Annotated in this window: 17 protein-coding genes; 10 read left to right on the top strand and 7 right to left on the bottom strand. The window is 58.2% G+C overall.

What is annotated here, in order from left to right:
• Positions 1-14: 14 nt before the first annotated feature.
• Entirely contained in the window at positions 15-419 is a 405-nt protein-coding gene (locus VO84_RS14670; RefSeq protein ID WP_058188328.1) for a hypothetical protein, read from the bottom strand.
• A gap of 76 nt (positions 420-495) precedes the next feature.
• Positions 496-1,773 (bottom strand): amidohydrolase family protein, encoded by a 1,278-nt coding sequence (locus VO84_RS14665; protein WP_058188327.1) that lies wholly within the window; start codon positions 1,771-1,773, stop codon positions 496-498.
• Between the two features lie 133 nt (positions 1,774-1,906).
• Between VO84_RS14665 and VO84_RS14660 the strand changes: the two genes are divergently transcribed.
• The 6 genes from VO84_RS14660 (at position 1,907) to VO84_RS14635 (ending at position 9,500) form a co-directional block, all read left to right on the top strand.
• Positions 1,907-3,427 (top strand): M16 family metallopeptidase, encoded by a 1,521-nt coding sequence (locus tag VO84_RS14660; protein ID WP_058188326.1) that lies wholly within the window; start codon positions 1,907-1,909, stop codon positions 3,425-3,427.
• A gap of 83 nt (positions 3,428-3,510) precedes the next feature.
• Positions 3,511-4,947 carry a M16 family metallopeptidase gene (locus tag VO84_RS14655; RefSeq protein ID WP_058188793.1) on the top strand — a complete coding sequence of 479 codons (1,437 nt, stop codon included), beginning with the start codon at positions 3,511-3,513 and terminating at the stop codon, positions 4,945-4,947.
• Complete coding sequence (glmU, locus tag VO84_RS14650) at positions 4,944-6,377, top strand: bifunctional UDP-N-acetylglucosamine diphosphorylase/glucosamine-1-phosphate N-acetyltransferase GlmU (protein WP_331458421.1); 1,434 nt, start codon at positions 4,944-4,946, stop codon at positions 6,375-6,377. Before VO84_RS14655 ends, glmU begins: the two co-directional genes overlap by 4 nt.
• Before the next feature lie 432 nt (positions 6,378-6,809).
• On the top strand, positions 6,810-7,994 hold the full coding sequence (locus VO84_RS14645) for an HD domain-containing phosphohydrolase (RefSeq protein ID WP_082661992.1): 1,185 nt from the start codon (positions 6,810-6,812) through the stop codon (positions 7,992-7,994).
• Positions 7,995-8,292: 298 nt separating this feature from the next.
• Positions 8,293-8,538 carry a hypothetical protein gene (locus VO84_RS14640; RefSeq protein ID WP_058188324.1) on the top strand — a complete coding sequence of 82 codons (246 nt, stop codon included), beginning with the start codon at positions 8,293-8,295 and terminating at the stop codon, positions 8,536-8,538.
• Between the two features lie 14 nt (positions 8,539-8,552).
• Positions 8,553-9,500 carry a sirohydrochlorin chelatase gene (locus tag VO84_RS14635; protein ID WP_058188323.1) on the top strand — a complete coding sequence of 316 codons (948 nt, stop codon included), beginning with the start codon at positions 8,553-8,555 and terminating at the stop codon, positions 9,498-9,500.
• Between the two features lie 176 nt (positions 9,501-9,676).
• Here VO84_RS14635 and VO84_RS14630 read toward each other — a convergent pair whose 3' ends face one another.
• Positions 9,677-10,474, bottom strand: coding sequence for a hypothetical protein (locus tag VO84_RS14630; protein ID WP_058188322.1), 798 nt, complete (start codon positions 10,472-10,474; stop codon positions 9,677-9,679).
• Between the two features lie 205 nt (positions 10,475-10,679).
• On the bottom strand, positions 10,680-12,893 hold the full coding sequence (locus VO84_RS14625; protein WP_058188321.1) for an MMPL family transporter: 2,214 nt from the start codon (positions 12,891-12,893) through the stop codon (positions 10,680-10,682).
• A gap of 85 nt (positions 12,894-12,978) precedes the next feature.
• Between VO84_RS14625 and VO84_RS14620 the strand changes: the two genes are divergently transcribed.
• Positions 12,979-13,764: a hypothetical protein gene (locus VO84_RS14620; RefSeq protein ID WP_058188320.1), complete on the top strand. Its 786-nt coding sequence runs from the start codon at positions 12,979-12,981 to the stop codon at positions 13,762-13,764.
• Positions 13,765-13,773: 9 nt separating this feature from the next.
• Here VO84_RS14620 and VO84_RS14615 read toward each other — a convergent pair whose 3' ends face one another.
• Positions 13,774-17,232 carry a fatty acyl-AMP ligase gene (locus VO84_RS14615; protein ID WP_058188319.1) on the bottom strand — a complete coding sequence of 1,153 codons (3,459 nt, stop codon included), beginning with the start codon at positions 17,230-17,232 and terminating at the stop codon, positions 13,774-13,776.
• Positions 17,233-17,700: 468 nt separating this feature from the next.
• On the opposite strand from VO84_RS14615, the gene VO84_RS14610 reads away from it, so the two are divergent.
• Both VO84_RS14610 and VO84_RS14605 read left to right on the top strand, forming a co-directional pair.
• Entirely contained in the window at positions 17,701-18,870 is a 1,170-nt protein-coding gene (locus tag VO84_RS14610) for a fatty acid desaturase family protein (RefSeq protein WP_197414034.1), read from the top strand.
• A gap of 107 nt (positions 18,871-18,977) precedes the next feature.
• On the top strand, positions 18,978-20,390 hold the full coding sequence (locus VO84_RS14605; protein ID WP_058188317.1) for a cytochrome P450: 1,413 nt from the start codon (positions 18,978-18,980) through the stop codon (positions 20,388-20,390).
• A 42-nt stretch (positions 20,391-20,432) separates the two neighbouring features.
• Here VO84_RS14605 and VO84_RS14600 read toward each other — a convergent pair whose 3' ends face one another.
• Positions 20,433-23,081, bottom strand: a complete 2,649-nt coding sequence (locus VO84_RS14600; RefSeq protein WP_231737950.1) for an ABC transporter permease — start codon at positions 23,079-23,081, stop codon at positions 20,433-20,435.
• 26 nt (positions 23,082-23,107) lie between these two features.
• Positions 23,108-23,494 carry a PadR family transcriptional regulator gene (locus VO84_RS14595; protein ID WP_231737948.1) on the bottom strand — a complete coding sequence of 129 codons (387 nt, stop codon included), beginning with the start codon at positions 23,492-23,494 and terminating at the stop codon, positions 23,108-23,110.
• Between the two features lie 106 nt (positions 23,495-23,600).
• Here VO84_RS14595 and VO84_RS14590 point away from each other — a divergent pair, with 106 nt between their 5' ends.
• Positions 23,601-23,954, top strand: a complete 354-nt coding sequence (locus tag VO84_RS14590; RefSeq protein ID WP_231737946.1) for a PadR family transcriptional regulator — start codon at positions 23,601-23,603, stop codon at positions 23,952-23,954.
• Positions 23,955-23,956: the final 2 nt, after the last annotated feature.

Below are 23,956 nucleotides of genomic sequence, written 5' to 3'. Positions count from 1 at the left end.
CCGCAGAAGCTGTGCTACTTGCGCATCGCCTTCTTTAACTGACCGATGAGGTTGTCTGCGATTTTTTGCTGGCCGCCGTGGGAGATATCGAGGGTCATCAGCGTGCGGTCGTTTGCGGTGCCTGACCAGAGGACCTGACGCTCACCGAGGTCGACAAGCTGAACGGTGGCTTTTTCCGTGGTCTGCGCGCCGATGTTAATGCCCTTCATGACGGCGTCGGCTTCTTTTTTGTCGAGAACGACGGTGACGCTGCCCTTGAATTTACTGGAGATGGAGGATGCCAGGTACTGGTCCAGATTGTCGGCCATCTTCTCGATGTAGATGCGGCGCACATTCGAGAGCATCAGGGTGGACTGTGCGAAGAGAGTGCCGCAGGTGAGGAGGAGGGCGAAAAGCGCCACCGGAAGAGACTTTTTCATGGCTCGATAGTAGCAAAACTCTTGATTTTGCGGCCTTCCTCTTTCGGGGGAGTCAGACTGCGCGATTGCCGGGAGGTCAGTGCTGCCATATGACTGCTCCTGAACGGATGACGGTTTGCACGCGGGAGAAGTTGGTGAGTGCGGTGGAGGGGTCGTCGCTGAGGATGGTGATGTCGGCGAGTTTGCCGGGGGTGATCGTTCCTTTGCGATCGGATTGGCCGAGGCGGGTGGCGGGGTTGGTGGTGAGCATGGCGAGGACGTCTTTCCAGTCGAGGCCGGATTTGCCGAGGCCTTCGAACTCACCTTCGGTGGTGTAGTCGGTCATATAGCCAACGTCTGTGCCGAAGAGGAGGGTTCCGCCGAGGGAGTGGAAGGTGCGGACCTCGTTGTAGATGGGGTCCATGTAGTGCGGGTCTATGGTGACGGTGGTGGTGAACATTTTGAGCGTGGGGGCCATGGCCATGTTGTGGTGGATGGCGTTGGCGAGGAGTTCCGGGGTGACGCCACGGGTGTCGTCGGCGGCGTGGGCGAGGACATCGACTCCGGCGTCGATGGCGACTTGCATTCCGGCGAGGTTGGAGGGATGGGCGAAGACGATTTTGCCGTTGAGGTGCGTGGCTTCGACGGCGGCTTTGGCGATGGGGAGCGGCATGGGCAAGACGTGGCCGCGCTGAATCCATGAGCCGGTGAAGAGCTTGGTGATGTCTGCGCCGGAGTGGAGGTTTTCGCGGACGATGCGCTGGGCTTCGGCTGAGGTTTCGGGCTGCGGCATGAGGGATTGCAGCCATTTAGGCGCGGATTCGCGGATGTAGAAGGGGATGCCGTGCGGAGGGTAGAGTGGCGTGCCTGAAGTGAAGATATAAGGGCCGGTGAGCTGGCCGAGCTCGATGCGGCGGCGGATGTCGAAGGTATCGGAGGGATTGGAGCCGGTGTCGACGACGGTGGTGAAGCCGCGGCTCAGGAACATGTCGGCGAGCTGGGAGTTGAGCTTGGCGTCGGGCTGAAATTGAGCGCCGGACCACTTGGGCTCAGTGAAATGGACGTGGACATTCCAGAAGCCGGCGGTGACGATGCAGTGATCGCAGGGGATTTGGGTTGCGTCGGTTGGGATGGGGATGTTGGGGCCGACGGCGGCGATGAGGCCGTCTTTGATGAGGACAGTGCCGTCATCGATGGGCGGATCTGTGGGCGATGTGTAGATGCGGGCGTGCTGGATGACGAGCGTGCCGTGGGCGAGGCGCAGCGGCGGATGGGAGTTGCGGCGCGGATAGATGAAGACGAGCCATGCGGCGGCAACGAAGCCCAGAATGAGGACGATGAGAGCGATGACGGCGCGTAGAATCCATTTCCGCATGAGTGGCTCCTGAAAGCAGATGGGACGAGGTTTTCTGCTGCTGCCGAAGTATACGCAAGCGCGCAGGATGTGGTTCGGTAGTTTGACGCGCGGGGCTACGAACAATACGTTGGAAGGAGCATGAGGGAATCGAATGGCGTTTAGACATTGGGTGGCGGGATTGGCGCTGGCGGCTGTGTGCGGGATTGCGAGCGCGCAGGATCAGAAGAGCTTTGAACAGCGGATTACGACGAAGGTGCTGCCGAATGGGCTGACGCTGTTGATCTGCGAGCGGCCAGAGGCGCCGGTCTTCAGCTATGTGACGTTTGTGGATGCGGGCGATGTGGACGACCCGTCGGGTGATAGTGGGCTGGCGCATATGTTCGAGCATCTGGCGTTCAAGGGAACGACGGAGATTGGGACGAAGGATTATGCGGCGGAGAAGGTGGCGCTCGAAAAGGTAGAGGCCGCGAATAATGCCTTTGAGGCGGAGAAGCTGAATGCGCTGGGCGCGAATCCCGAGAAGCTGAAGGAACTGGCGGCGAAGTTCAAGGCGGCGCAGGATGAGGCGCATACATTTGTGATTCCGAACCAGTTTACTGAAGTTGCGGAGCGGAATGGCGCGGCGGGGCTGAATGCGGAGACGGGCCTGGACGAGACGCTGTTCTTCTGGTCAATGCCCGAGAACCGGCTGGAGCTGTGGGCCTGGCTGGAGAGTGGCCGTCTTGCCGATGTGGTTCCGCGGGAGTTTTATGCCGAGCGCAACGTGGTGATGGAAGAGCGGCGGATGCGGACGGATTCGGACCCGATTGGGCGGCTGCTGGAGCAGTTTCTGGCGACGGCCTATGTGGCACATCCCTATGGGCGGAGCAGCATTGGCTGGCCGAGCGAAGTGGGCCAGATTACGGCGACCGAGGCGATGGATTTTCACAAGAAGTATTATGTCGGCTCGAATCTGGTTGTCGCGGTGGTGGGAGACGTGAAGGCTCAAGAAGTGATGCCGATGCTGGAGAAGTATTTCAGCCGCATTCCTGCCGGGCCGAAGCCGGAAGAGATGACGACGGTGGAACCGAAGCAGTTTGCCGAGAAGACGGTGGCGATCAAGGAGCAGACGCAGCCGTTTTACATCGAGGGATACCACAGGCCGAGCTATCGTGATCCGGATGACGCGGTGTATGACGCGATTGCGGACATTATGTCGAATGGGCGAGTCTCGCGGATGTACCGGAGCCTGGTGCGGGATCAGCAGATTGCGGCGGAGGCACAAGGATTCAGTCCGTATCCGGGAGACAAGTATCCGGGGCTGTTTGCGTTCTATGCGGTTCCGCTGCCGGGGCATGCGCCTGCGGAGATGCGGGATGCGATTCATAAAGAGATTGAGAAGCTGAAGACAACGGACGTGAGCGACGACGAGCTGAAGATGTTCAAGACCCGGACGCGGGCCGATCTTTTGCGCGGCCTTGCGGATAACCAGGGTCTGGCGAATGCGCTGGCCGAGTACCAGACGCGATACGGCGATTGGCGGGAGCTGTTCAAGCAGCTCGACAAAGTGGATAAGGTGACGAAGGCGGATATTCGGCGCGTGGCGAATGAGGTGTTTGTGGCAAGCAACCGGACAAGCGCGTGGATTGAGACGGAAGCGGCTCCCGCAGCGAAGAATGGCGGTGCGGAATGAGGAAAGAGATCAGAGATCAGAGACCAGAGATCAGAACTGAAGTAGCAGCAGTGCGTGCCGTTGCGATTCTTGTGGTGGGTTTGATGTCCATGATTGCTCCGGTGATAGCTGGCGCGCAACAGAGCAAGCCGTGGGAGAAGATTCCGGTTCCGCCGCTGCGTGAGTTCAAGCCGCAGATGCCGAAGCGCGTGGAGCTGAAGAATGGAATTGTGATCTTTCTGCAGGAGGATCATGAGCTGCCATTTGTGAGCGGGTCAGTGCTGATTCCGGGCGGAGCGCGAGATGAGGATGCAGCCAAGACCGGCATGGTGTCGCTGTACGGAGAGGCGTGGCGCACCAGCGGCACGGCAAAGATGGACGGCGACGCGATGGACGATTTTCTGGAGGCTCGCGCGGCGCATATCGAGACAACCGGCGGCGAGAATTCGACCGGGCTGTCCTGGGATTCGCTGAAAGGCGATTCGGACCAGGTGTTTTCGCTGGCTCTGGATCTGCTTCTGCATCCGAAATTCAACGCCGAAAAACTACAGTTGGCGCAGCAACAGGCGGCGGCTGGGATTGTGCGCCGCAATGACGATGAGGCTGGAATTGCGGGGCGCGAGGCAACGAAGCTGGTGTACGGACCGGCGAGTCCGTATGCGCGACAAGCGGAGCTGGCCACGATTGGCGCGGTGAAGCTGACGGACTTTGAGGCGTGGCACAGGAGAACGATCGGGGGCAAGCTGATTATTGCGGTGAGCGGAGATTTCGACGGGGCGGCTATGGAGGCCAAGCTGCGCGCGGCCTTTGAATCGCTGCCCGCTGTGAAGGCTGAGCCGCAGCGGCATGAAAGCTTCAGCGAACCGAAGCCGGCTCTCTACTTTGTGGACAAGGAAGACGTGAATCAGTCCAATGTGCAGATTGTGGGGCTGGGCACGGACCGGCGCAATGCGGATGTGCCGACGCTGGCGGTGATGAATGACATTCTGGGCGGTGGATTTTCGAGCCGGCTCTTTCAAAAGATACGCACCGAGATGGGTGATGCCTATGCGGTAGGCGGTGGTATCTCGTTCGACTATGACCATCCGGGAATCTTCAATGTGGAGGTGCTGACCAAGAGCGTCTCTACGGTGGACGCAACGAAGGCGGCACTGGATGAGATTGCCGGGCTGACGACGCAGCCGTTTACTGAGGAAGAGCTGAAGCGGTCACAGGAAGACATTCTGAATGGATTCCTCTTCCGCTATGACACAAGGGAAAAGGTTCTGGCCGAGCAGGTGCGGCTTGAGTTTTATGGCTATCCGCCTGATTATCTCGAAAAGTATGAAGCAGCGATTCCCAAGGTGACGCTTGCGGACCTGTCAGCAGCAGCGAAGAAGTATATTCATCCGGACAAGCTGGCGGTGCTGGTGGTGGGAAACAAGCAGGAGATCAAGCCGGGGCTGGATGAGTTGAAACTGGGGACGGTGCATACGCTGGATGTGACGATTCCCGGCATGCCGAAGGGCGGCCCTGGGGATGGCGGAGCGCAGCAGCAGTGAGTAAGGAGATGGAAGTGGACGCCAAAGAGCTGGCGATTGTGATTATGGCCGCCGGCAAGGGGACGCGGCTGAAATCGCGGCGGCCCAAGGTGCTGCATGAGATTGGCGGCAAGCCGCTGCTGGCCCATGTGATTGCGGCGGCGGAGCACATTGTGCCCGCGGCTCATATTTTTGCTGTGGTGGGGCACCAGGCGGAGCGCGTGCGGGCTGCCGTGGCGGCGACCGGCGTGCAGTTTGTAGAACAGACCGAGCAGCGTGGCACGGGACATGCGATTCAATGCGCGGCGGATGCGATCAAGGATTACGAAAATACCCTGGTGCTTTCAGGTGATGTGCCGTTGATTCAAACGGAAACGCTGGAGAAGCTGTGGAAGTTTCATCAAATGCAGCACGCGGCGATGACGATTCTGACGGCTGCTCCCGAAGACCCGACGGGATACGGGCGCGTGCTGCGGGCGGGTCCGGAATCGGCTGAAGTGACCGCGATTGTGGAGCAGAGGGACCTGAAGGCTGAGCATGGTGACTTGGATGGACTCAGGGAAATCAACTCCGGCATTTATGTGTTTCGCACGAAGACCCTACTGGAGCACTTGCCCCGGCTGACGGCGAACAATAGCGCAGGCGAGCTTTACCTGACGGATATGGCGGCGCTGCTGCGGGCCTCGGGTGAGCGCGTGGTGGCGATTGAAGCCCCGGATGCGGTGGAGATTCTGGGCGCGAACACGATTGCCGAGATTGTGGCGCTGGACCAGACGCTGCGCATGGCGACGGCAAAGAGGCTGATGGCGGAGGGAGTGACGATTTTTCGTCCGGAGACGTGCGTGATTGACGCCGATGTGCAGATTGCGCCGGATACGGTGATTGAGCCGTTTGTGCAGCTGCTGGGAAAGACGGTGATTGGAAGTGAGTGCCGGATCCGGTCCTATTCGGTGCTGGAAAACTGCGTCCTTGGTGATGCGGTGCTGGTGCGGCAGAGCTGCGTGATGGTGGAGAGCAAGGTGGCGAGCGGGGCGCAGATTGGCCCGTTCTCGCGGCTGCGCGAAGGCACGGAACTGGGCGAGAACGTGCATGTGGGCAATTTTGTGGAGACGAAAAACGCCGTGCTGGGTAAGGGGACAAAGGCGAATCATCTTGCGTATATTGGCGATGCCGAGGTTGGCGGGGGAACCAATATTGGCGCGGGAGTGATTACGGCCAATTACGACGGTGTGCGGAAGTCGAAGACGAAGATTGGCAGTAAAGTCTTTGTCGGGAGCGACTCGATCCTGGTGGCTCCGATTTCGGTGGGCGATGGAGCGCTGATCGGAGCGGGCTCGACGATTACGCGCGATGTGCCGGCCGATGCACTGGCGGTGGGACGCGCACGACAGGTGACGAAAGAGGGTTGGGCGGCGTCCAAGCGGATGCGGCAGGAGCAGGAAAAAGGATGATCCTGGCCGGATTATGATTGGATTACGCGTGGATCAACGAAAATGGGATCTTCGTTTATTACATGATGTACAGTACGAAATATTTTCTATACATTGGGATCGAAATAGCGTAACAACGCATCAGTCTATTTAGTAACTCTTTTTGCAGTGTGTCTTTAGTATGGAATTGCATAGAGCGGTGATGAGTACGGCTGATTATTCGCGACCACGGGAAAGTTTTTGCGGTATTCGCCGATATACACTATGCTATGCCTGCTTCCATGGTTCGCTTTTACCCTAAAGCGCATGAGAGATTGGAACCAGCAAGAGCGGTTTACGCATATCCAACAGAAAGGGTGGCCTGAGACGACGGTGGGCTGACGGAAAGTCAGTCTGGAGTCGCTAAAAACAGGCCGCACCGTTACAGGCTGTCAGGAGCTGCAAAGATTGCAAATGCGCCGCAATGCGACACAAACCGCACCAGGCGCGGAAGCCCCCGAGGGCTCCGCAGCAAAGAGTAGCGGTCCGGGCCGAATCCTTATAGTGGATGACGAAGCGAATGTGCGCGCCATGATGGGCGCTACGCTGGAGCACCACCGCCATCATGTACATCTTGCGAGCAATGGGCGTGAAGCGCTGGAGATGCTTCAGCAGGATACCTTCGATGCGGTTCTCACCGACATTGTGATGGAAGATGGCAGCGGGCTGGCGCTGCTGGAGCGGATACGGGCGCAACATCCCTACCTGCCGGTCATTATGGTGACGGCGGTACACGACATCAGCGTGGCCATCGACGCAATGCGGCGAGGCGCGTTTGATTATCTGCTGAAGCCGTTTGAGCGCGAACACCTGGTGGCCTCTGTGCATCGGGCGCTCGAACACAGCCATCAGATGCTCGAAAATCGCAGTTACCAGGAGAACCTGGAACGGATCGTAATGGCGCGGACAGAGATGCTGCGCCAGGCGATGCAGGACCTGGAACACTCGTATGACATTACGCTGGAGGCGCTGGGCGACGCGCTTGATTTGAAAGACGCCGAGACGGAGGGCCACTCGAAACGCGTGACGGCGTACACGATTGCGCTGGCGCGGGCGATGGGGCTGACTCCGGAAGAAATTAAAACGATTGCGCGCGGAGCATTTCTGCACGATATCGGGAAGATGGCGATTCCGGACAACATTCTGCGGAAGCCGGGCCCGCTGACTGATCCGGAGCAGGAGATTATGCGCGAGCACTGCACGCGCGGCTACCATATTCTGCGGAAGATTCCGTTTCTGCGCGGGTCGGCGGAGATTGTCTTCAGCCACCAGGAGCGCTTTGACGGCACGGGCTATCCAAGCGCGCTGCGCGGAACGGAGATTCCCGTTGGGTCGCGCATCTTTGCCGTGGCGGATACGCTGGATGCGATTACCAGCGACCGGCCGTATCGCGCGGCGGGGGGCTTTGACATGGCGAGGGCCGAGATATTGCGCTGCTCCGGAACGCAATTTGATCCGTCCGTTGTGGAAGCGTTTCTTAAAATTCCGAACGAGCTGTGGTACGAGCTGCGCGCAGAGATCAATGGACAAGCCAGGCGATACACTACCGCGGATATGGCGGCCGAGGCGCTGGCCCGGCAAATGGCAGATAAGCAATAGAAAAGCGCCCCTAAATTCCCCTAAATTTACAACTCATCGGCGTAGATCGGCCTTGAACGGCGATTCGCCAACTTTCAAGCCGGAACCTGCTGCCAGTTACCCGTGAATGCTTCTACCGCACTGGAGACGCATCCAGGCCAGGAAGAACTTGCCGGCAAATTGTGAGACAAAGAGCGATCTTCCCCTTGTTTGAATTCGGCGGGTGGGTTAGTGTAAAACAAATACGGACTAATTTGGTCGTATTTTAAAAAGCGCTTCGGAAGTACTTCCGTGCGAATCACAAGACAGGGAGAACCCTATGCACGACATCAACATCATCCTTGCTGACCGTCCCGGATTGGGGCGGGTTCGCATGTGTGAATGCAATTCGATCCATGTCAGTGTCGGTCCGGTCACGATCAATCTTGATCTGACCGCGTTTCAACAGATGGCCACGCTGATGACCGCTGCCGCGAATAAGCTCACGAAGATTCACGAATCGAGTGAAGATGTGGGTGGGAATCTCCGGATGTTTCCCGAGACGAAGAGCGGGCTGACTCATTGAAAGAGGTTTAGATAGTGAAGAAGATCCTGCTTACATCCGTCCTGATGGCTCTGATTCCGATTACGGCGCTTGTGCAGACCCCTCCGGCTGCGACGCAAAAGGTTCCGCGCCCCGGCATTCTGCTGCTGGCGCATGGCGGATCTTTGGATTGGAACGAAGAAGTCCGTCATGTGGCGGATCAGGTGGACTTGCAGGCACCGACGGAAGTTGCCTTCGGGATGGCTACGCGGTCGAGCATCCAGGCGGCGATTGAACGGCTGGCGAGCCGCAAGGTTACGGAGATCGTCGCGGTTCCGTTGTTCGTCAGTTCGCACAGCTCGGTGATCGAGAGCCAGGCATACCTGCTGGGCTTGCGGACGCAGATGCCGGAGGACTTGAAGGAATTTGCCGGCATGGATCATGGGTCCATGACGGGAGCGATGGACCACGGTGCCATGCAGGATTCCGCAGCTGCGGCCGCAGCGATGAAGCCAATCACATCGCCGGTTCCCATCCGGATGGCGTCGGCGCTCGACGCGCATCCCATTGTTGCCAATATTCTCATGGATCGCGCTGCTTCGATCAGCCACGATCCAGCGCATGAGGTTGTGATCCTTGTTGCGCATGGGCCGGTGCCGGATGACGATAACAAGCTCTGGCTGGACGATATGGGTCTTCTCGCGGATCGCATGCGTGCAACGAACCGTTATGCCGCGATTGATTGCCTGACGCCGCGTGACAACGCGGATGATCTTGTGCGGGATGCTGCGACTGCGCAGCTTCGGAAGAAGGTGGAGCAAGTTACGAAGGATGGGAATACGGCTCTGATTGTTCCTTTGCTGCTTTCTTACGGAGGCATTGAAGATGGGTTACGGAAGCGGCTGGATGGCCTTAGCTACAGAATGCCTTCGCAGGCGTTGCTGCCGGACAAACGCATTGTGAACTGGGTGATTGCAGAAGAAGCATCGCAGTCGTCTCATTGACACGTTTGGAGATGAAATGACGCGGGGTTCCCTTCCCCAACAATTGCCGACCGGGTGGGATTGTTTGAGTTGAGATTGAGACAGAATCGACAAAAGGAAATCGGCATAGCAAAAGCGATTATGCGCTCTGCTATGCCGATTTCTATATTCCTTCTTGCGCAGATGAGTTTCGGTCTTTACTGAACGGCGGGTCCGTGCTCCGGCCGCGTTGCAGGCTGCAGCGCATAACCCTGCGGCGCCTGGAAGAGCGCGGCAGAGGGCTCGCCTGCCTGAAATGCAGTTGCCGTGCGCGTGCTGGTTCCGAAACGCGGATCGGTCTCGGTGCTGGCCAGGATGACGCCTTCTGCGGAACGCCATACTTCACGCGTTGAGGTGATGGGCGCGTCGTTGCCTTGCCGCTCGGCGGGAATCACATGCGTGGTGCGCGTGCCTTGCGCAGCGACACCGGCGATGGTCTTTGCGCCGAGATCTTCGCGCTGCACGTCTGGCTGTGGACGGCTGCCTGTTGCGGGCTGCTCCGCGTCTCCCGCCGGCTGCATACGGGCACCGCGCCGCGCATCAGCCGCTGCGGAACCGGGCCGGTGGAAGACAGTTGCCGTCTTCGTCTCTGAACTCCAGGAGGTTTCTGTCTGGGCTACGGGATCATGAACGTGATACGACACGACTTCATGCGGCGTGTTGTTCTCACGCGTGGCCATTGTGCGGTGAACCTCTTCATAGATTCTGCCGCTGGTGTCGCGCGCAATCTTCGTAGTGGATGTATGGGTGATTGTGGTGCCGTTGGTCAGCGGCTGCACCGATTGCTCGGACCAGGTGGCGGTGTAAGGGCCTTTTGCCTGTCCTGCGAAATGATCGCCGCGGTCGAAACGGTGAAAGAACCCCGGACCATCACCGGGCCCCTGAGCGAACAGGGCGGGACCGGAAAGAACGATGGTGAGACCGGCAAGGATGGAGACAAACTGTAGTCTGCGCATAGGAACCTCTTCAAGTAAGAAACGATGAGCATAAGAACTGCTCTAACACGATGGACGATTAGTTTGGCCGGGAGTTGAGAGAAGCCACGATCTAAGACAAATTTTTAATTGATACGCGGAATTTTTCCGACTCTGGGCGGGACGATTTATGGCGCAAGTTTTGATTTCAATAGCTTGGTCGGAGGCGGGCAGGAGCCGCTGTCCGCTATAACGTGTGCTTGCGTGATGGGGCGAGTCCGCCTGGCCACCAGTTCCAATCGCCTGCAATGCGAAGGAGCGCGGGACCGATTACGATTCGGACAAGCGTGGCGTCGAGCAACACGGCGATGGCGAGCGTAAATCCGATCATCTTGACCACCAGGAAATTGCCGAAGGTGAATGCGGCGAAGACCACGATCATGATTGCGGCGGCGCTGGTGATCAGGCCCGCGGTTCTGGCCAAGCCTTCCGGGATAGCGTCCTCTTCACTCATTCCGCTGCGCCGCGCTTCCAGGACGCGCGCCACCAGGAAGACTTCGTAGTCCATGCTGAGGCCGAAGACGATGGCGAAGGTGACGATGGGAACGAGGGGGAAGATGCTCCCGGTTCCACCGGGAACTCCGAGGAATCTGCTTCCGTATCCCAACTGGAACACCAGAATCAATGCTCCAAAGGAGGCCGCAACGGTGAGCAGGTTCAGCAAGATGGCCTTTATGGCGGCAAAGAGCGACCGGAAGCCGCACAGGAGCGCGACGAGCGTTCCCACAACCACCATTGCGGTCACCGGCGCGAAGTGATTCCCGATAATCGTCTGATAGTCCGCGTTGAGTGCCGGGATGCCTCCGATGCTGAGTGTGGCGCCGGGAACGCCTGTAAGAGTCGCCGCGCCGGTGCTGCGAATCTGGCGAACCCAATCGACTTGATCGCGCATGGCGAGCGAAGTTGCGGGCATTACCTCAAGCAGCGCCGCGTGCCCGTCACTGCTGAGAAACGATCGATGCGTCTCGCGTGGGAGGCCGCTGAGGTTATCCCGCTTGCCTTCCGCAATGGTGGTGATGGAGATGACGCGGGCGCAGCGAGGGTCGCCGGCGAGGCGTTTGGAGATGCGATCGATGGCATTCCACCCGGCATCGGTCTGGGCTATGGAATCCGCAGGAAGCTCGACAATCACGCGCAGGGACTGAACCACGCCGGCGCGGTCCATCTGTTCAAGGGCGTGGAGCGCCTGGACGGATTCCGCAGTTTTTGGAAGCCAATCTCCCCTGGGAACACTGGTATCGAGCCGAGTGGCCTGCCAGGCGAGCAGGAGCATGGGGATGCCCGCGATAAAGAGGGCGCGCCAGGGATGCGCTATAACCACCGTTCCCCATTTCCTCCAGCGCCTTCCCACGCGCTCCAGGCGTTGCGGATCCAGCTTGGGAGTAAAGGGCAACCGGCCAGCGTCAATCCGTGGGCCAAGCAGGGCCATGACTGCCGGAACGAGAGTGTTGGTCAGCAGCACGCACAATCCTGCCACCAGGACTCCCGCGATGCCGATGGAACGGATTTCGCTGATGGGAACGGTCAGAAGAGCCAGAAATCCGATGGCCACGGTGGAGGCTGAAATCAAGAGTGTGCGGCCAGCCTGACGAGCCGCCAGTACCGACGCTTCCGGTCCGGGGCACCCTGTGCAGATGGCGTCCCGAAAGCGGCTGACCATGAGGAGCGCGTAGTCAATTCCTAGGCCAAGGCCAAGCATGGTGGCCAGATTCTGCACCAGGATGGACAGGTGCCAGCGCTGGGCCATGAATCCGGCGATGGCGAGGGTTGTTGCGATGGCTAGCTCGCCGACGGCCAATGGAATCAGCGCAGCGCATAGGCTGCCGAAGGCCAGCAACAAAAGTATAAGGGTGGCGGGAATGACCAGGGTTTCGCCGTGGCGCACATCGTCGGCGCTTGCTTTGCGGATATCAAAGTTCAGTGGGAGCTCGCCCGAGAGTTGGAGCTTTATCGCCGGATATCGGCCACGGAGCTGATTTTCAAGAGAGCTGTCGAGCTGGTGCAGTTTTGGAACGAGCGATTCCAGGGACCCGTCTGTGGACTCAAGCCCTATGAGGACAAACGTTCCGCCGCCCTTGCCCAGGAAAACCGAATCGCGCAGATCGAGGTGAGAGACAACTCCGGAGACGCCGGGCTCCTGGCGCAATGCCGCCACAATGGTGGTTAATACCTGCTCGCCTTCCTGCGAATCCGCAGGGGGAACTCCCCGGATTACCAGGACTACGCGGTCCACAAATGGCGACCGAAAGCGAGTGGCCAGCTCCTGCTGGACAGTTTCCGCTTCGCTGCCTTCAACGCGGGTCGCCGTCTCCAGATGGCGCTCGGCGTGAAACGAGAATGGAAGAAGCGCGAGGACGGCTACAAGGACTACCCCGGCCACCCAGAAGCGGCGCACATGCATGTGCCCATGATGTCATACAAACCTGCTACATTGGACCCGTTGGATGAGCCCATCCAGCTTAGGAGGACCAATTCTTAAACTCCCCTTGCTCGCACTGCTTGCCGTTTCCTCTGTAGCCGCCAATGCTCAGCAGGACCCCCGCATTGGCTCCTGGACGCTTACCTCGGCGCAGTCTGCCCTGGATCCGGCCAACAAACTTACCGTCACTTCAGCTCATGGCGGAGTGCATGTGGTGATGTCGGGTGAAACCCACTTTGATTTCACCGCGAAACCAAACGGGCACCAATCGCCAGCGCCGGGCAACCTGGGATTCGATCAGGTTCAGCTGCATAAAATTGATAAGAAGCAGTTTGAGGCCAAAGAGACGAAAGATGGCGCGTTGGTAGCGACGGTTCACAACAAGCTTTCGAATGATGGGAACGAGCTGACGATTACGACCTCCCGCACGGCTGCCGGCAAGGGGCCGACCGATCAAATTACAGTTTGGACGCGCAGCGGAGGCGCAAAGAGCGTTACTGACCCTTTGGCCGGAGAGTGGACCCAGGATGAGAACAAGAGCCGTATGCGGCAGGGATTGGCGCTGAAGATTGAGGCCGATGGAGGGGGTGGGGTCCGCTTTTCGGGGGATTTCAGCTACACGGCCCGTTTTGACGGCAAGCAATACGATCTGAAGAACTCCCGCAACGATACGGTAACGCTTCAGCTTGTGGACGCTCACACTGTGGATGCGATGTACCGGCGGGACAATCAGATTGCGCAGAAGGACAGGTGGGTGGTCTCCGGCGATGGGAAGCAGATGACGCTTACCACCACCGGAACTCTGGAAACCGGCCAACATGTAACCGAGAAGCTGGTGTTTCAAAAGCAGTAGCTGACCGGTTTATACGTCCTTCAAAGCAAGACTGTCAGCAGGCGAAGCCGCTTCACTGGGCTCACGAGCCGCAATCGAAATAATTCCCTTGCGGTTCATGAATTTCAGGATGCCGCTAACTACGTCTTCGAGCGGTGGATCCGGTATGCCCCATTTGGAAGCGTCGCGAGCCGCCTGATATTCAGAGTTGTCGTAGCGCTTGAACTCCATGGCAGTGATGTTGTCCACGGAACCGACCAGGAAGTCCAGCAGCGGGAAGAGCAGGTCTTCCTTGCGGCATCTGCGGATAAGCTCGGGAACGAAATCGTCCACGCTGAAGATGTCGAATTGACGGCCTGTGGACTTGGTGATGAGGCCGGTAATGTCGAGCATGTTGGCGTAATCGTCGCGGACAATATGATAAGTCTTGTTGCCGGTGCCCGCAGTGTTTGAAATGGCAACGATATTGTTGGCCACGATGTCAGCGGGAGTGAAGCTCACCTGGTTCAAGGCATCGACTCCGATGCCGTGATTGATCATGAAGGCAACCAGGCGCACGGCGATATCGAAGTTGTTGCCTCCGCCGTTGATGGAGGGGCTGACGAGCGCGGGCCGGAAGATGCGCACCGGGAGTCCCTTGCTGCGGGCGTCTGCAACCACCTGTTCGGCGACCCATTTGGACTGGCTGTATCCGAAATCGAGCAGCTCCATGTCCTGATTCATGTCCGTCTCGTAGAGGACGCTCTTGACGGCCCAGCCAAAGACGAAGGTGGTGGAGACGTAATTGAATTCCTTGGTGCGCTGTTCAAATGCCAACCGCAGGACCTCGTTGGTCCCTTGAACGTTTGCGTCGCGCATGCGGTCGTAGTTGAAGAGGTAGTTGACCGTGGCTCCGTTATGGAAGACGGTGTCCATTTCACTGGCAAGGAAATCCCATGCATCCTGCGCAAGGCCAAGGTTTGGCTGGCCGAGATCGCCGCAGATGGGAGTAACGCGCGCCTCAAAGGACTGCATCAGGCCGGCCGGGCAAGTGCCCATGGATTCCATTGCCGCACGCAGTCTGGACATGCCCTGCACTTCATCGGAGGCTCGAACGAGGACGTAGATTCTGGCGCGCGTCTGCTCAAGCAGGCTCTTGATGAGGAACGGTCCGATGAATCCGGTACCGCCGGTGAGCAGAACATGATTCATGGCGGGTGTTGCGGGGACGGGCGAAAGAGCCGGAGGCGTGAAGACGAGCTTTGTATCGTTGCTCATCATCTCTTTTTCCGCTGCGCGCTGTTCTTCACGGAAGACTGCAAGCGAAGAACGCAACTGAACCAGAGCCTCTTCGGGAGCGCTTTCGAGATGTTCTGCCAGTTGGAACAGCTCGGCCACGCTGACGCGCTGAATGACGCCGATATCCACCTGACGGGCGAGCATCTCTGCGCCCTTGTCCTTGAGGAGTTCCTTGAGCTCGTGCATGAAGACAACGAGATCGAGGGAATCAAGGCCGGCTTCGACCAGGTTGTAGGATTCCTGACCGGTGAGGTTGTAGCGGGCCTTCAATACGCCGAAGGATGACTGGATGCCGGAATCGGGAGCGCAGGCGCCGGCGTCTTTTTCCCGCGAATAATCGGTGAGGACTGTGAACTCGCCGTCGAGCCACATTTGCCGGGTCCTCTGGCGCATGATCTTGCCGGAACTGGTTCTCGGGATGGCGCGGGGAGCGATGAAGGAGATCAACGCTACTTCCACGTTGAGATAGTTGCGAACCGCCGAGGCGATCTTCCGCGCATCGGGAAGCGACTTGGGATTTTTGACTTCGGCAACGATGGCCAGCGCGGGCTCACTGTCTTCGTGAATCTGGAACGCGGCGACGCAGTTGCCCCGGATCAGGCTGGAGGCGCGCTCGACGACGTTCTCAATGTCCTGCGGGTAATAATTCTGCCCGCGAAGGATAATCATGTCCTTGATGCGGCCGCAGACGAAGAGCTCGCCGTCATGCATGAATCCCATGTCGCCGGTGCGCAGATAGCCGTCGTCATAGGGGCTGTCGTCCGCCAGGCGGGCGCGGAATTGCTTCAGCGTCAGCTCCGGGTTATTCCAATAGCCCAGGCACTTGCCGCTTCCGGCAAGCCAGATTTCGCCGACATGGCCGGGCGCGAGCGCATTGTGCTGTTCCGGGTCCACAATCTTGACGTCAAGACCCGCAAGTGGGGTTCCACAACTGACAATCTGCGCGGACGCATCGATTTCCGAAACCTCAGTGGTCATGCGCGCTTTGCCCAGCGCTAGGGCACGCTTGTTGACCGATACGATGGTGCGGCCGCCGAGCGAAACCGCCAGAGTGTTTTCAGCCAGCCCGTAGGCGGCGTAAAAACTCTCCGACTTGAGCCCGTAGGGCTGAAACGCTTCCAGGAATCGCGTAAACGTGTCCGGCTTGACGGGTTCCGCGGCGCACATCAACACGCGCAGCGAACTCAGATCACAGCCTTCCATGCTCTCCTTGGAGAGCCTTCCCGCGCGCAGGCAGAAGTCGTACGCGAAGTTAGGAGCCGCTGTTGCCGTGGCGCGATAGGTTTGGATTGCGTCAAACCACAGGATCGGGCGTTGAATGAAGTCCGTGGGAGAAAAGCCGTAGGTCGTTCCGCCTCTCAGCGCGGGATACAAATAACAGCCGATCAGTCCCATATCGTGATACTGAGGCAGCCAGGAAACAACCACTGGCGAGGTGTGATCGATGACGAGCGGGCAGGTCTCGAGGATGTTCTGGTGCGTCACCATGACGCCCTTGGGCTCCATAGTGGATCCCGAAGTGTACTGAAGGAACAGGATTTTCGACTTGGCGTGACCGTTGCCGTTGCCGTTCGATGCGCCATTTGAATAGCCATTCGATAGGGCGTGGGCGACACCGTTGGACGCACCGTTCAGAGCGCCATGCGAATTGCCATTCAAACCGTTGTGCGAAGCGCCATTCAGGCCGTTGTGCAGAGCGCCATTCGACGAGCCGTTCAAATGCGCGTCCGGAATCATGTCCACGAAGTCTTCGGTGACAATCCACGGCAGGCTGGAGATGTAGTCAACATCCACGCCTGAGGCCGCTACTCCGCTGCGGGCGAGATTGGTCTTGAGAGATGCGTGGTAGTCCCTGCTGGTCAAAATCGCCGCTGCCTGGCAGTCCTTGGCAATGTGGACCATTTTGTACAGAGCGCTCTGGAAGCCGCGGGAACTGGGGGGATAAACGGGGACGGGAATCAGGCCGGCGCGAACGCAGCCAAAAAACGCGCAGATCATTTCGAGGCCCGCCGGATACGCGAGCAGAACCCGGTCCTCGGGCGCAAAACGATGCTGCTTCTTCAGATGTCCGGCAATGGCCTTCGTCCGCTGGAGAAATTGGGCGTAGGTATAGCCTTCGATTTGAGTACCGTTCAGGTCGATATATGAGTAAAGGAGTTTATGTGGGTGCTCATCCCCCAACCGGTCCAGTTGGTCTAAGATCGACGCCATATTTGTTCAGCAATACCCCCGCGGTTGAATGGAAAAACTGAAAGCCTCGGTGCCCCGAATCTCGTTGCTCCGGTGGTCCCGGGGACAGGAAATGCGGCAAGGGCTCGGAGTGCGGAATTGGAGCGCAGGGCAAGGCGCAAAGATAGCGCGCCCGGAAGTCGCTCGATCCTGTGTATCAATGTTAGCAGAGCCGTGAAGCAATGCGACTTATGTTAGCAGAGCAATGGGTCTAAATGGCAGGCAAATTTTTGGCAGCGAAGCAGCCGAGTCACCCTAATTTGAGTGATTGACAGCGTTTACTTGATTCACGGCGAATCTTCACGCTAGTATCAGCAATAGACGCTGATGGCGGTGGGCATCCACTCCGCTGCCGATCTGCTTTCGGGCTGGGCCCGCCGATGCTAAAGGCCCCGCATTCCGCGGATTCAGATGCGCCGGATCGACTCAACAGGATTGGCGGAGGCGCCGGTGACGTCTGAAACTGAAGCGGTAATTACTCTCAAGCCGGAAATAGAGGATCTTGTGCCATCGGAGCTGCTGCTTCGGCAAGCCGCGGCCTCGTCGCGACTAACCGGCGGCGAACCGGAAGTTACGGCTTCGTTTCCGAAGGTCCTGCGCGGCCGCCTGGACAGATTTTTTGCCGACCAGAACCTCTCGCCTAAGGCTGACAGCGCGATGTGGATCAAGATTGCCGCAGGTCTGGCGGTGCTGGCAGGCGGTTGGATTGCTCTGTACGCGCTGAGACCGAATGCGTGGGTGTTTGTCGCCCTTTATGTTTTGGGCGGTTTGGCGCAGACCTTCCTTTTGCTCAACATCGCGCACGACAGCAACCACAACGCGATCTCATCCGCGCCGTCGGTCAACAAGACGCTGAATTATGTCTTCGATCTCTGCGGAATCAGCTCGTATATGTGGCGCATTCTGCATCATCGCGGCCACCATTCCTGCGTCAACGTTCACGGCGAAGACGACGCGTTGACCGGACGCGGCATTCTGCGGTTTACACCCCATGAACCGCGCAAGCCCCTGCAGCGGTTCCAGCACATTTATGCGCTATTTTTGTACGCGATATTTTCGCTCGACTATGTTTTCGTGCGGGATTTCGAATGCTTTTTCTTCCCGACCCATGAGTATCTGAGGCGTACGCGGCATCCGGCGCGGGAATACGTGATCCTCTTTGCGGGGAAGGCCTTTTACCTGACGTATATGCTCATTTTGCCGGTGCTGGTGCTGGGCAAATCGCCGCTGCTGGTGGCTGTGGCGTTTGTGCTGGTCCATTTGATCATCGGCTTGAGCGTGGCGCTGGTCTTCCAGACAACGCATACGATCGACAGCACGTACTTTCCCGCGGGCCGCGGCGAGTTTGAGAACGGCGTCTATCACATCTTTGCCACGACGGCTGATTATGCGACGGAAAGCCCGCTTGTAAGCTGGCTTACCGGCGGGCTCAATCATCACATCGTGCATCATTTATGCCCTTTTGTATGCCATACGCACTATGCTCCACTGACCCGGATTGTGAAGCAGACCGCGGAAGAGTTTGGCATTGCTTACCGGCAGCATCCCACCATGACCCGCGCAGTCTGGCATCATCTGATACTTTTGAAGCAACTGGGAAACCAAGACTCATTTGAATAGTTGATTGTTTTCCTGGGACTATCCGACCGCTTCCGGCAGACGAAAATGGGACTCTCCGCGGTTCTATGCAGGCGTCCAGACACGTACCCGGGCAGCGAGGAGTAACGTTGCCGTCGATACCTGCAGTTTCCCGATTTCGCTCCTTTGCCGATTCGCCAGCCATGGCCCGCAATCCCGTGGAGGTTCTGTCAAAGTACACAGGACAGCTTGGCGACACATTCCGCTTTTACCTGGGTGGTTTGAAAGAAGTCATCATCACCACCAATCCAGCCGTCATTCAGCATGTGCTGAAGACGAATGCGGAGAACTACCAGAAATCCGAAATTCAAGTGAAGCGGATGGGCCACTTCCTGGGCAAAGGTCTGCTGACGACCCATGGAGAAGCGTGGCGCACACAGCGGCGGCTCATCCAGACGGGCTTTGCTCCAAAACAACTGGAAGCTCTGTCGTTCATCATGCAGGACTCCCTCACTGAGTCGATCGAGGATTTTGACAGGGAAATCCAGGCAGGCCCTGTAGATATCTACCCTCACCTGATGAAGATGACCTTCGCGATGGTCGCCCGTTCGCTGTTTGGCGCCAAGCTGAAGGACGAAGACATTCACCTGGTCAGCGACACGATCTGCACTGTTCAGGAATTTATTGTTCGGCAGACGCTTCAGCCTTACCTAAATCCTTGGTTTGCTGCCTCCGGTGAGCTGCGCCGGCATGAAGAGATGCGCGCCAGCGCCGACAGCGTCCTGATGGCATACATCAAACAGCGCCGCGGCCAGGAACCGGGTCACGATCTATTGCAGACGCTGATGGACGCCCGTTACAGCGATGGCCAAGGTATGAGCGATGAGCTGGTGCTGAGCGAGAGCATGCAGTTGCTGGTGGCCGGGCATGAGACGTCATCGAATGGCCTGTCATGGCTTCTCTACCTGTTGAGTTCGCGACCCGATTGTCTTGAAAAAGTTCGCCAAGAATTTGATTCGATCTGTGGCAACGAGCCTTTAAGCCACGCACACGTGTCCAGATTTGAATTCACCACGCAGATCATTCAGGAAAGTCTCCGGCTCTATCCACCCTTCTGGATGGTGGATCGCGTGGCTGTTGAGGATGACAGTGTCGGGGAGATTGGCATACCCAAAGGCTCTACGGTCATTGTTTATGTCTATGGAGCGCATCACGCTCCGCGGTACTGGGAGAATCCCGAGAGTTTCGACCCGCAACGTTTTACCAAAGCGAATGAGAAGCTGCGCGCGCCGTTTACCTATCTGCCCTTTGGAGGCGGACCGCGGGTCTGCATTGGGAATCAATATGCGATGCTGCAGATTCTCATGATTCTGAGTGCTGTGCTCCGAAAATATGATTTCGAGCTGGTTCCGGGCCAGACAATCGAAGAACGCGCGATGGTGATTCTGCGGCCAAAGAACGGAATCCGCATGACGTTTACCAAGGCTGCCGCGCGTGAAATGCCCACGCCGAAACCCTACCGAGTGGAACACGCAACTGGCTGTCCTGTGGCACACGGTTAAGACGGCGATTGTTGGAAGATCGGTTGTAGAGCCTGGCACGATTTACTCGTAGCGTAGCGCCTCCAGTGGATCGACTTTCCCAGCGCGCCGCACCGGCGCCCAGCACGCCAGGAGTCCAACTCCCACGAATAATGCTCCCACAACGATGAATGTCGCAGGATCGCTGGGCTGCACTTCGAACAGGAAAGATCTCAACACTCCCGATAGAACAACCGCCAGCGCTATACCCCCGAGCACGCCTCCGACGATTAACCGGAAGCCTTCTCCGAAGATTAGCCTGCGTATGTCTGATTGCTGCGCGCCCACAGCGCTGCGGATGGCCAGCTCACGGCGTCGTGAGGCCACGGACAGCGAAATCACGCCGTAGATTCCTACCAGCGTCAGCACACTTCCCAACACCGAAAACCCCGTAAGCAAGTGCATTGCAAAGGTCCGAGATGCCAGTGATTCGTCGCGAATCTGCTCCAGCGTCTTCACGTTCTCAATGGCCGCCGTAGGATCCACGGCACGCAGTTCGCGCTCGACCGCAACCACCACCGTGCGCGGATCTGCCGTTGTCCGTACCACCAGATGCTTTGAGAACGCGTGTGCCTGCCATAGTGGCAGATAGACCTCCGGCAATGGCTCCTGTGTCAGGTCGTCGGTCCGTCCGTTCGCGATCTCGCCGACGATCTGGATGCCCGGTTTATCCCGGCTGCCAAACCAGATTTTTCGCCCTACTGAGTTGCTATTGGGAAAGTAGCGATGTGTAAATGCCTGGTTCACGATAGCCACACTCGGCGCTTTATCATCGTCCGTCTGTCGAAATTCCCGTCCGTCGGTCAGCGGCAATCCCATCAATTTGAAATAGTCAGGTGTCGCTGCGCGCATCGGCAGCTCTATTTTGTCGCTCTCTTTTGCCGGGGGTGGCTGGCCTTCAATGTCCATCGTCCCATGCCAATTGTTCCCCGTCAGCGGAACACCCCAGGCAAAGGCAGCATACTGAACACCCGGAATCGCCGCGACGCGCTCAAGCGCATGCCGGTGAAATGGGCCCCAAGCCGCCTGGTCTTGCACCTCCGTAACGCTCATGGTCAGTATTCGGCTGGTGTTATAGCCCGACGACACCTCGGCGATCTTTACCATGGTGCGAATCAACAGACCCGCGCCCACCAGCAACGCCAACGTCAACGAGATTTGAAGCATTGCGACCCCATGCAGCAGACGCCTCTCTCCGATTCCCGCCGTTCCCCTCGGCCCCCCATCTTTCAGCACCTCCATCGGATTTAACCGAAAGGCGCGCAGGGCCGGAATGGCTCCTGCAATGAATGCCGCCAGCACCGCCAATCCGAGCCCCCACCCCAAAACTGCCCAGCCTGCTGTCACTGCATCAAGGCGTGGAACGGCATGTCCGGCAACCACCTTGAACAAATGTACGGCGAAAACCGCTAGCCCAACGCCCAACGTCCCGCCGAATATCGCCAGGATCAAGCCTTCCGTCAAAACCTGTCGTAGAAGACCAATGCGGCCCGTGCCCATTGCAATTCGCACAGCATATTCCTGCTGCCGTTGCAGCCCGCGGACCAGCAGCAAAGCTGCGGCGTTGCCGCAAGCAATCAGCAGCACCAGTACCGAGGCGCCCAGCAGCGGCAAGAGAATCCGTCTGCCGTCCCGGTTCATTTCGTCCGTTAACGGCTCAAGCTGGGGTGAGAATCCTTCAAAGTCCTTCTCTGCGCTCGCCTCGCTTGCCGTGAGTGCGGCCAGTTCCTGCTGGCCGCGCTGCGGTGTTACTTCATCCCGCAGCCGACCCACCACGTACCAACCGGGATCCTTCATATTCTTCGGGTCCGGATCCGCCGGCACCCAAATATCCACTGTCGCGTTGACGTCGTAATTCGGCTCCTTGGCCGCTCCCGGCGACGGCAGGAATCGCACTCCCGGCTCCATCACGCCGACCACAACCGGCGACGAATCCCAGCGGCTGATGCGCACCGTCTTCCCGATAATCTGCTTATCGCCGCCGAACGCGCGTTGCCAGAACTCATATCCCAGCAAAATCGACTTCACATGCCCTTGTCCGAAATCCGAATCGTCAAAACCGTGTCCGAACGCCGTCTTCAGACCCATGACTCGAAAATATTCTTTGCTTACCTCCATGCCCTGCATGGACTGGCTGCCGTCATTGCGAACCAGGAAATTGAAGGTCCAACCATATCCCGCTATTCCCTGAAACGCTCCCACCTTTTCGTTCCATTCCAGCCACTGCTGCGCTGCCCAGCCTCGCGTGCTGTCCGTCTTTCGGCCGTCCGTGCGCACGGATGGAATCAGCATGAGTTGTTGCGGTTTCTGATAGGGCGGCGGGGTGAGCAATACGCCCTGAATCAAGCTGAAGACCGCAGACGTCGCTCCAATTCCCAGGGCCAGCGTCAGCGCCGCAATCACCGAGAAAGCCGGGCTCTTCCATAACATGCGGAAGCCGTAGCGCAGATCCTGCAAGATATTTGGGAATGACAAGAACGTGCGCGATTCGCGTTGGCGCTGCCGCAGCAGTGTGGTGTTGCCGAACTGACGGCGAGCGGCTGACCACGCATCTTTGGGATCCATTCCCTGCCGAATGAATTGCTCCGTCAACAGTTGAAGATGCGTCTGCATCTCCCGGTCAAATTCGGAATCCGCTTCTTTCCGTCCGAAAAGACCGCGCACTCTGGACATAAGTCGAAAAATTGAGGAAGTCATGTTTATTTCTCCGCCTCCAAACGCAAAACTCGGCCGATCACGCCGGATATCCGCTCCCAGTTTTCCGTCTCGACCGTAAGTTGTGTTCGCCCTCGCCTGGTGATCGAGTAGAACCTGGCCTTGCGGTTGTTCTCCGAAGTGCCCCACTCCGATTCGATCCATCCCTGCTGTTGCAGCCTCAGCAGCGAGGTGTACACCGTGCCCTCATTCAGAGTGAGAACATCCTCGCTTACCTGCTCGATGCGGCGTGCAATCCCGAATCCATGCTGCGGACCCAGCACGTGGAGGGTCTTCAGGATCATCATATCCAGCGTGCCTTGCAGAACTTCAGATTTATCGGCGCTCAAGATCGCTCCTTTGGCCATCGCAAAGAAGATATCAGAACTCATTTGGAATGTCCAAAGGACAACCAATCACGAAAATCCTCTGAGAAATTGAGCCCTGCCATCTAAATTCACATTCCCCTTGCACTTCTACAGGAAGTTTCGTACACTTTTGTCGAAGCGGAAGGGGAACACGTTGACGGGAAAAATCGAGCTGCCGCAAGGAACTCTGGACCTGCTGATTTTGCGTACGTTGCTGCCGGGAGCGCAACACGGGTGGGCAATCTCGGAACGCGTGCAGCAGGTGTCGAGTGAAGTGCTGAGTATTCAGCAGGGGTCGTTGTACCCGGCGCTGCATCGGCTGGAGCGGCGCGGATGGATCAAGGCAAAATGGGGAACTTCAGAGAACAATCGCAAGGCGAAATTTTACGAACTCACGCGCAGCGGTAAGCAGCAACTGGAACTGGAGACGGAAACGTGGCGGAAACTGACGCTGGCTGTAGAGCAGATTCTGGAAGGAGCGTGAGC

Origin of the sequence: Occallatibacter gabretensis, assembly GCF_001449115.1 — a bacterium.
GTDB lineage: Bacteria > Acidobacteriota > Terriglobia > Terriglobales > Acidobacteriaceae > Telmatobacter > Telmatobacter gabretensis.
This window is presented reverse-complemented; position numbering and strand designations above follow the sequence as displayed.

Excerpts from the sequence above, each read along its gene's own strand:
- VO84_RS14630 (WP_058188322.1), bottom strand. The coding sequence starts at position 10,474 with ATGCGCAGACTACAGTTTGTCTCCATCCTTGCCGGTCTCACCATCGTT.
- VO84_RS14625 (WP_058188321.1), bottom strand. The coding sequence starts at position 12,893 with ATGCATGTGCGCCGCTTCTGGGTGGCCGGGGTAGTCCTTGTAGCCGTC.
- VO84_RS14660 (WP_058188326.1), top strand. The coding sequence starts at position 1,907 with ATGGCGTTTAGACATTGGGTGGCGGGATTGGCGCTGGCGGCTGTGTGC.
- VO84_RS14645 (WP_082661992.1), top strand. The coding sequence starts at position 6,810 with ATGCGCCGCAATGCGACACAAACCGCACCAGGCGCGGAAGCCCCCGAG.
- VO84_RS14670 (WP_058188328.1), bottom strand. The coding sequence starts at position 419 with ATGAAAAAGTCTCTTCCGGTGGCGCTTTTCGCCCTCCTCCTCACCTGC.
- VO84_RS14600 (WP_231737950.1), bottom strand. The coding sequence starts at position 23,081 with ATGTCCAGAGTGCGCGGTCTTTTCGGACGGAAAGAAGCGGATTCCGAA.
- VO84_RS14640 (WP_058188324.1), top strand. The coding sequence starts at position 8,293 with ATGCACGACATCAACATCATCCTTGCTGACCGTCCCGGATTGGGGCGG.
- VO84_RS14615 (WP_058188319.1), bottom strand. The coding sequence starts at position 17,232 with ATGGCGTCGATCTTAGACCAACTGGACCGGTTGGGGGATGAGCACCCA.
- VO84_RS14595 (WP_231737948.1), bottom strand. The coding sequence starts at position 23,494 with ATGAGTTCTGATATCTTCTTTGCGATGGCCAAAGGAGCGATCTTGAGC.
- VO84_RS14665 (WP_058188327.1), bottom strand. The coding sequence starts at position 1,773 with ATGCGGAAATGGATTCTACGCGCCGTCATCGCTCTCATCGTCCTCATT.
- VO84_RS14655 (WP_058188793.1), top strand. The coding sequence starts at position 3,511 with ATGTCCATGATTGCTCCGGTGATAGCTGGCGCGCAACAGAGCAAGCCG.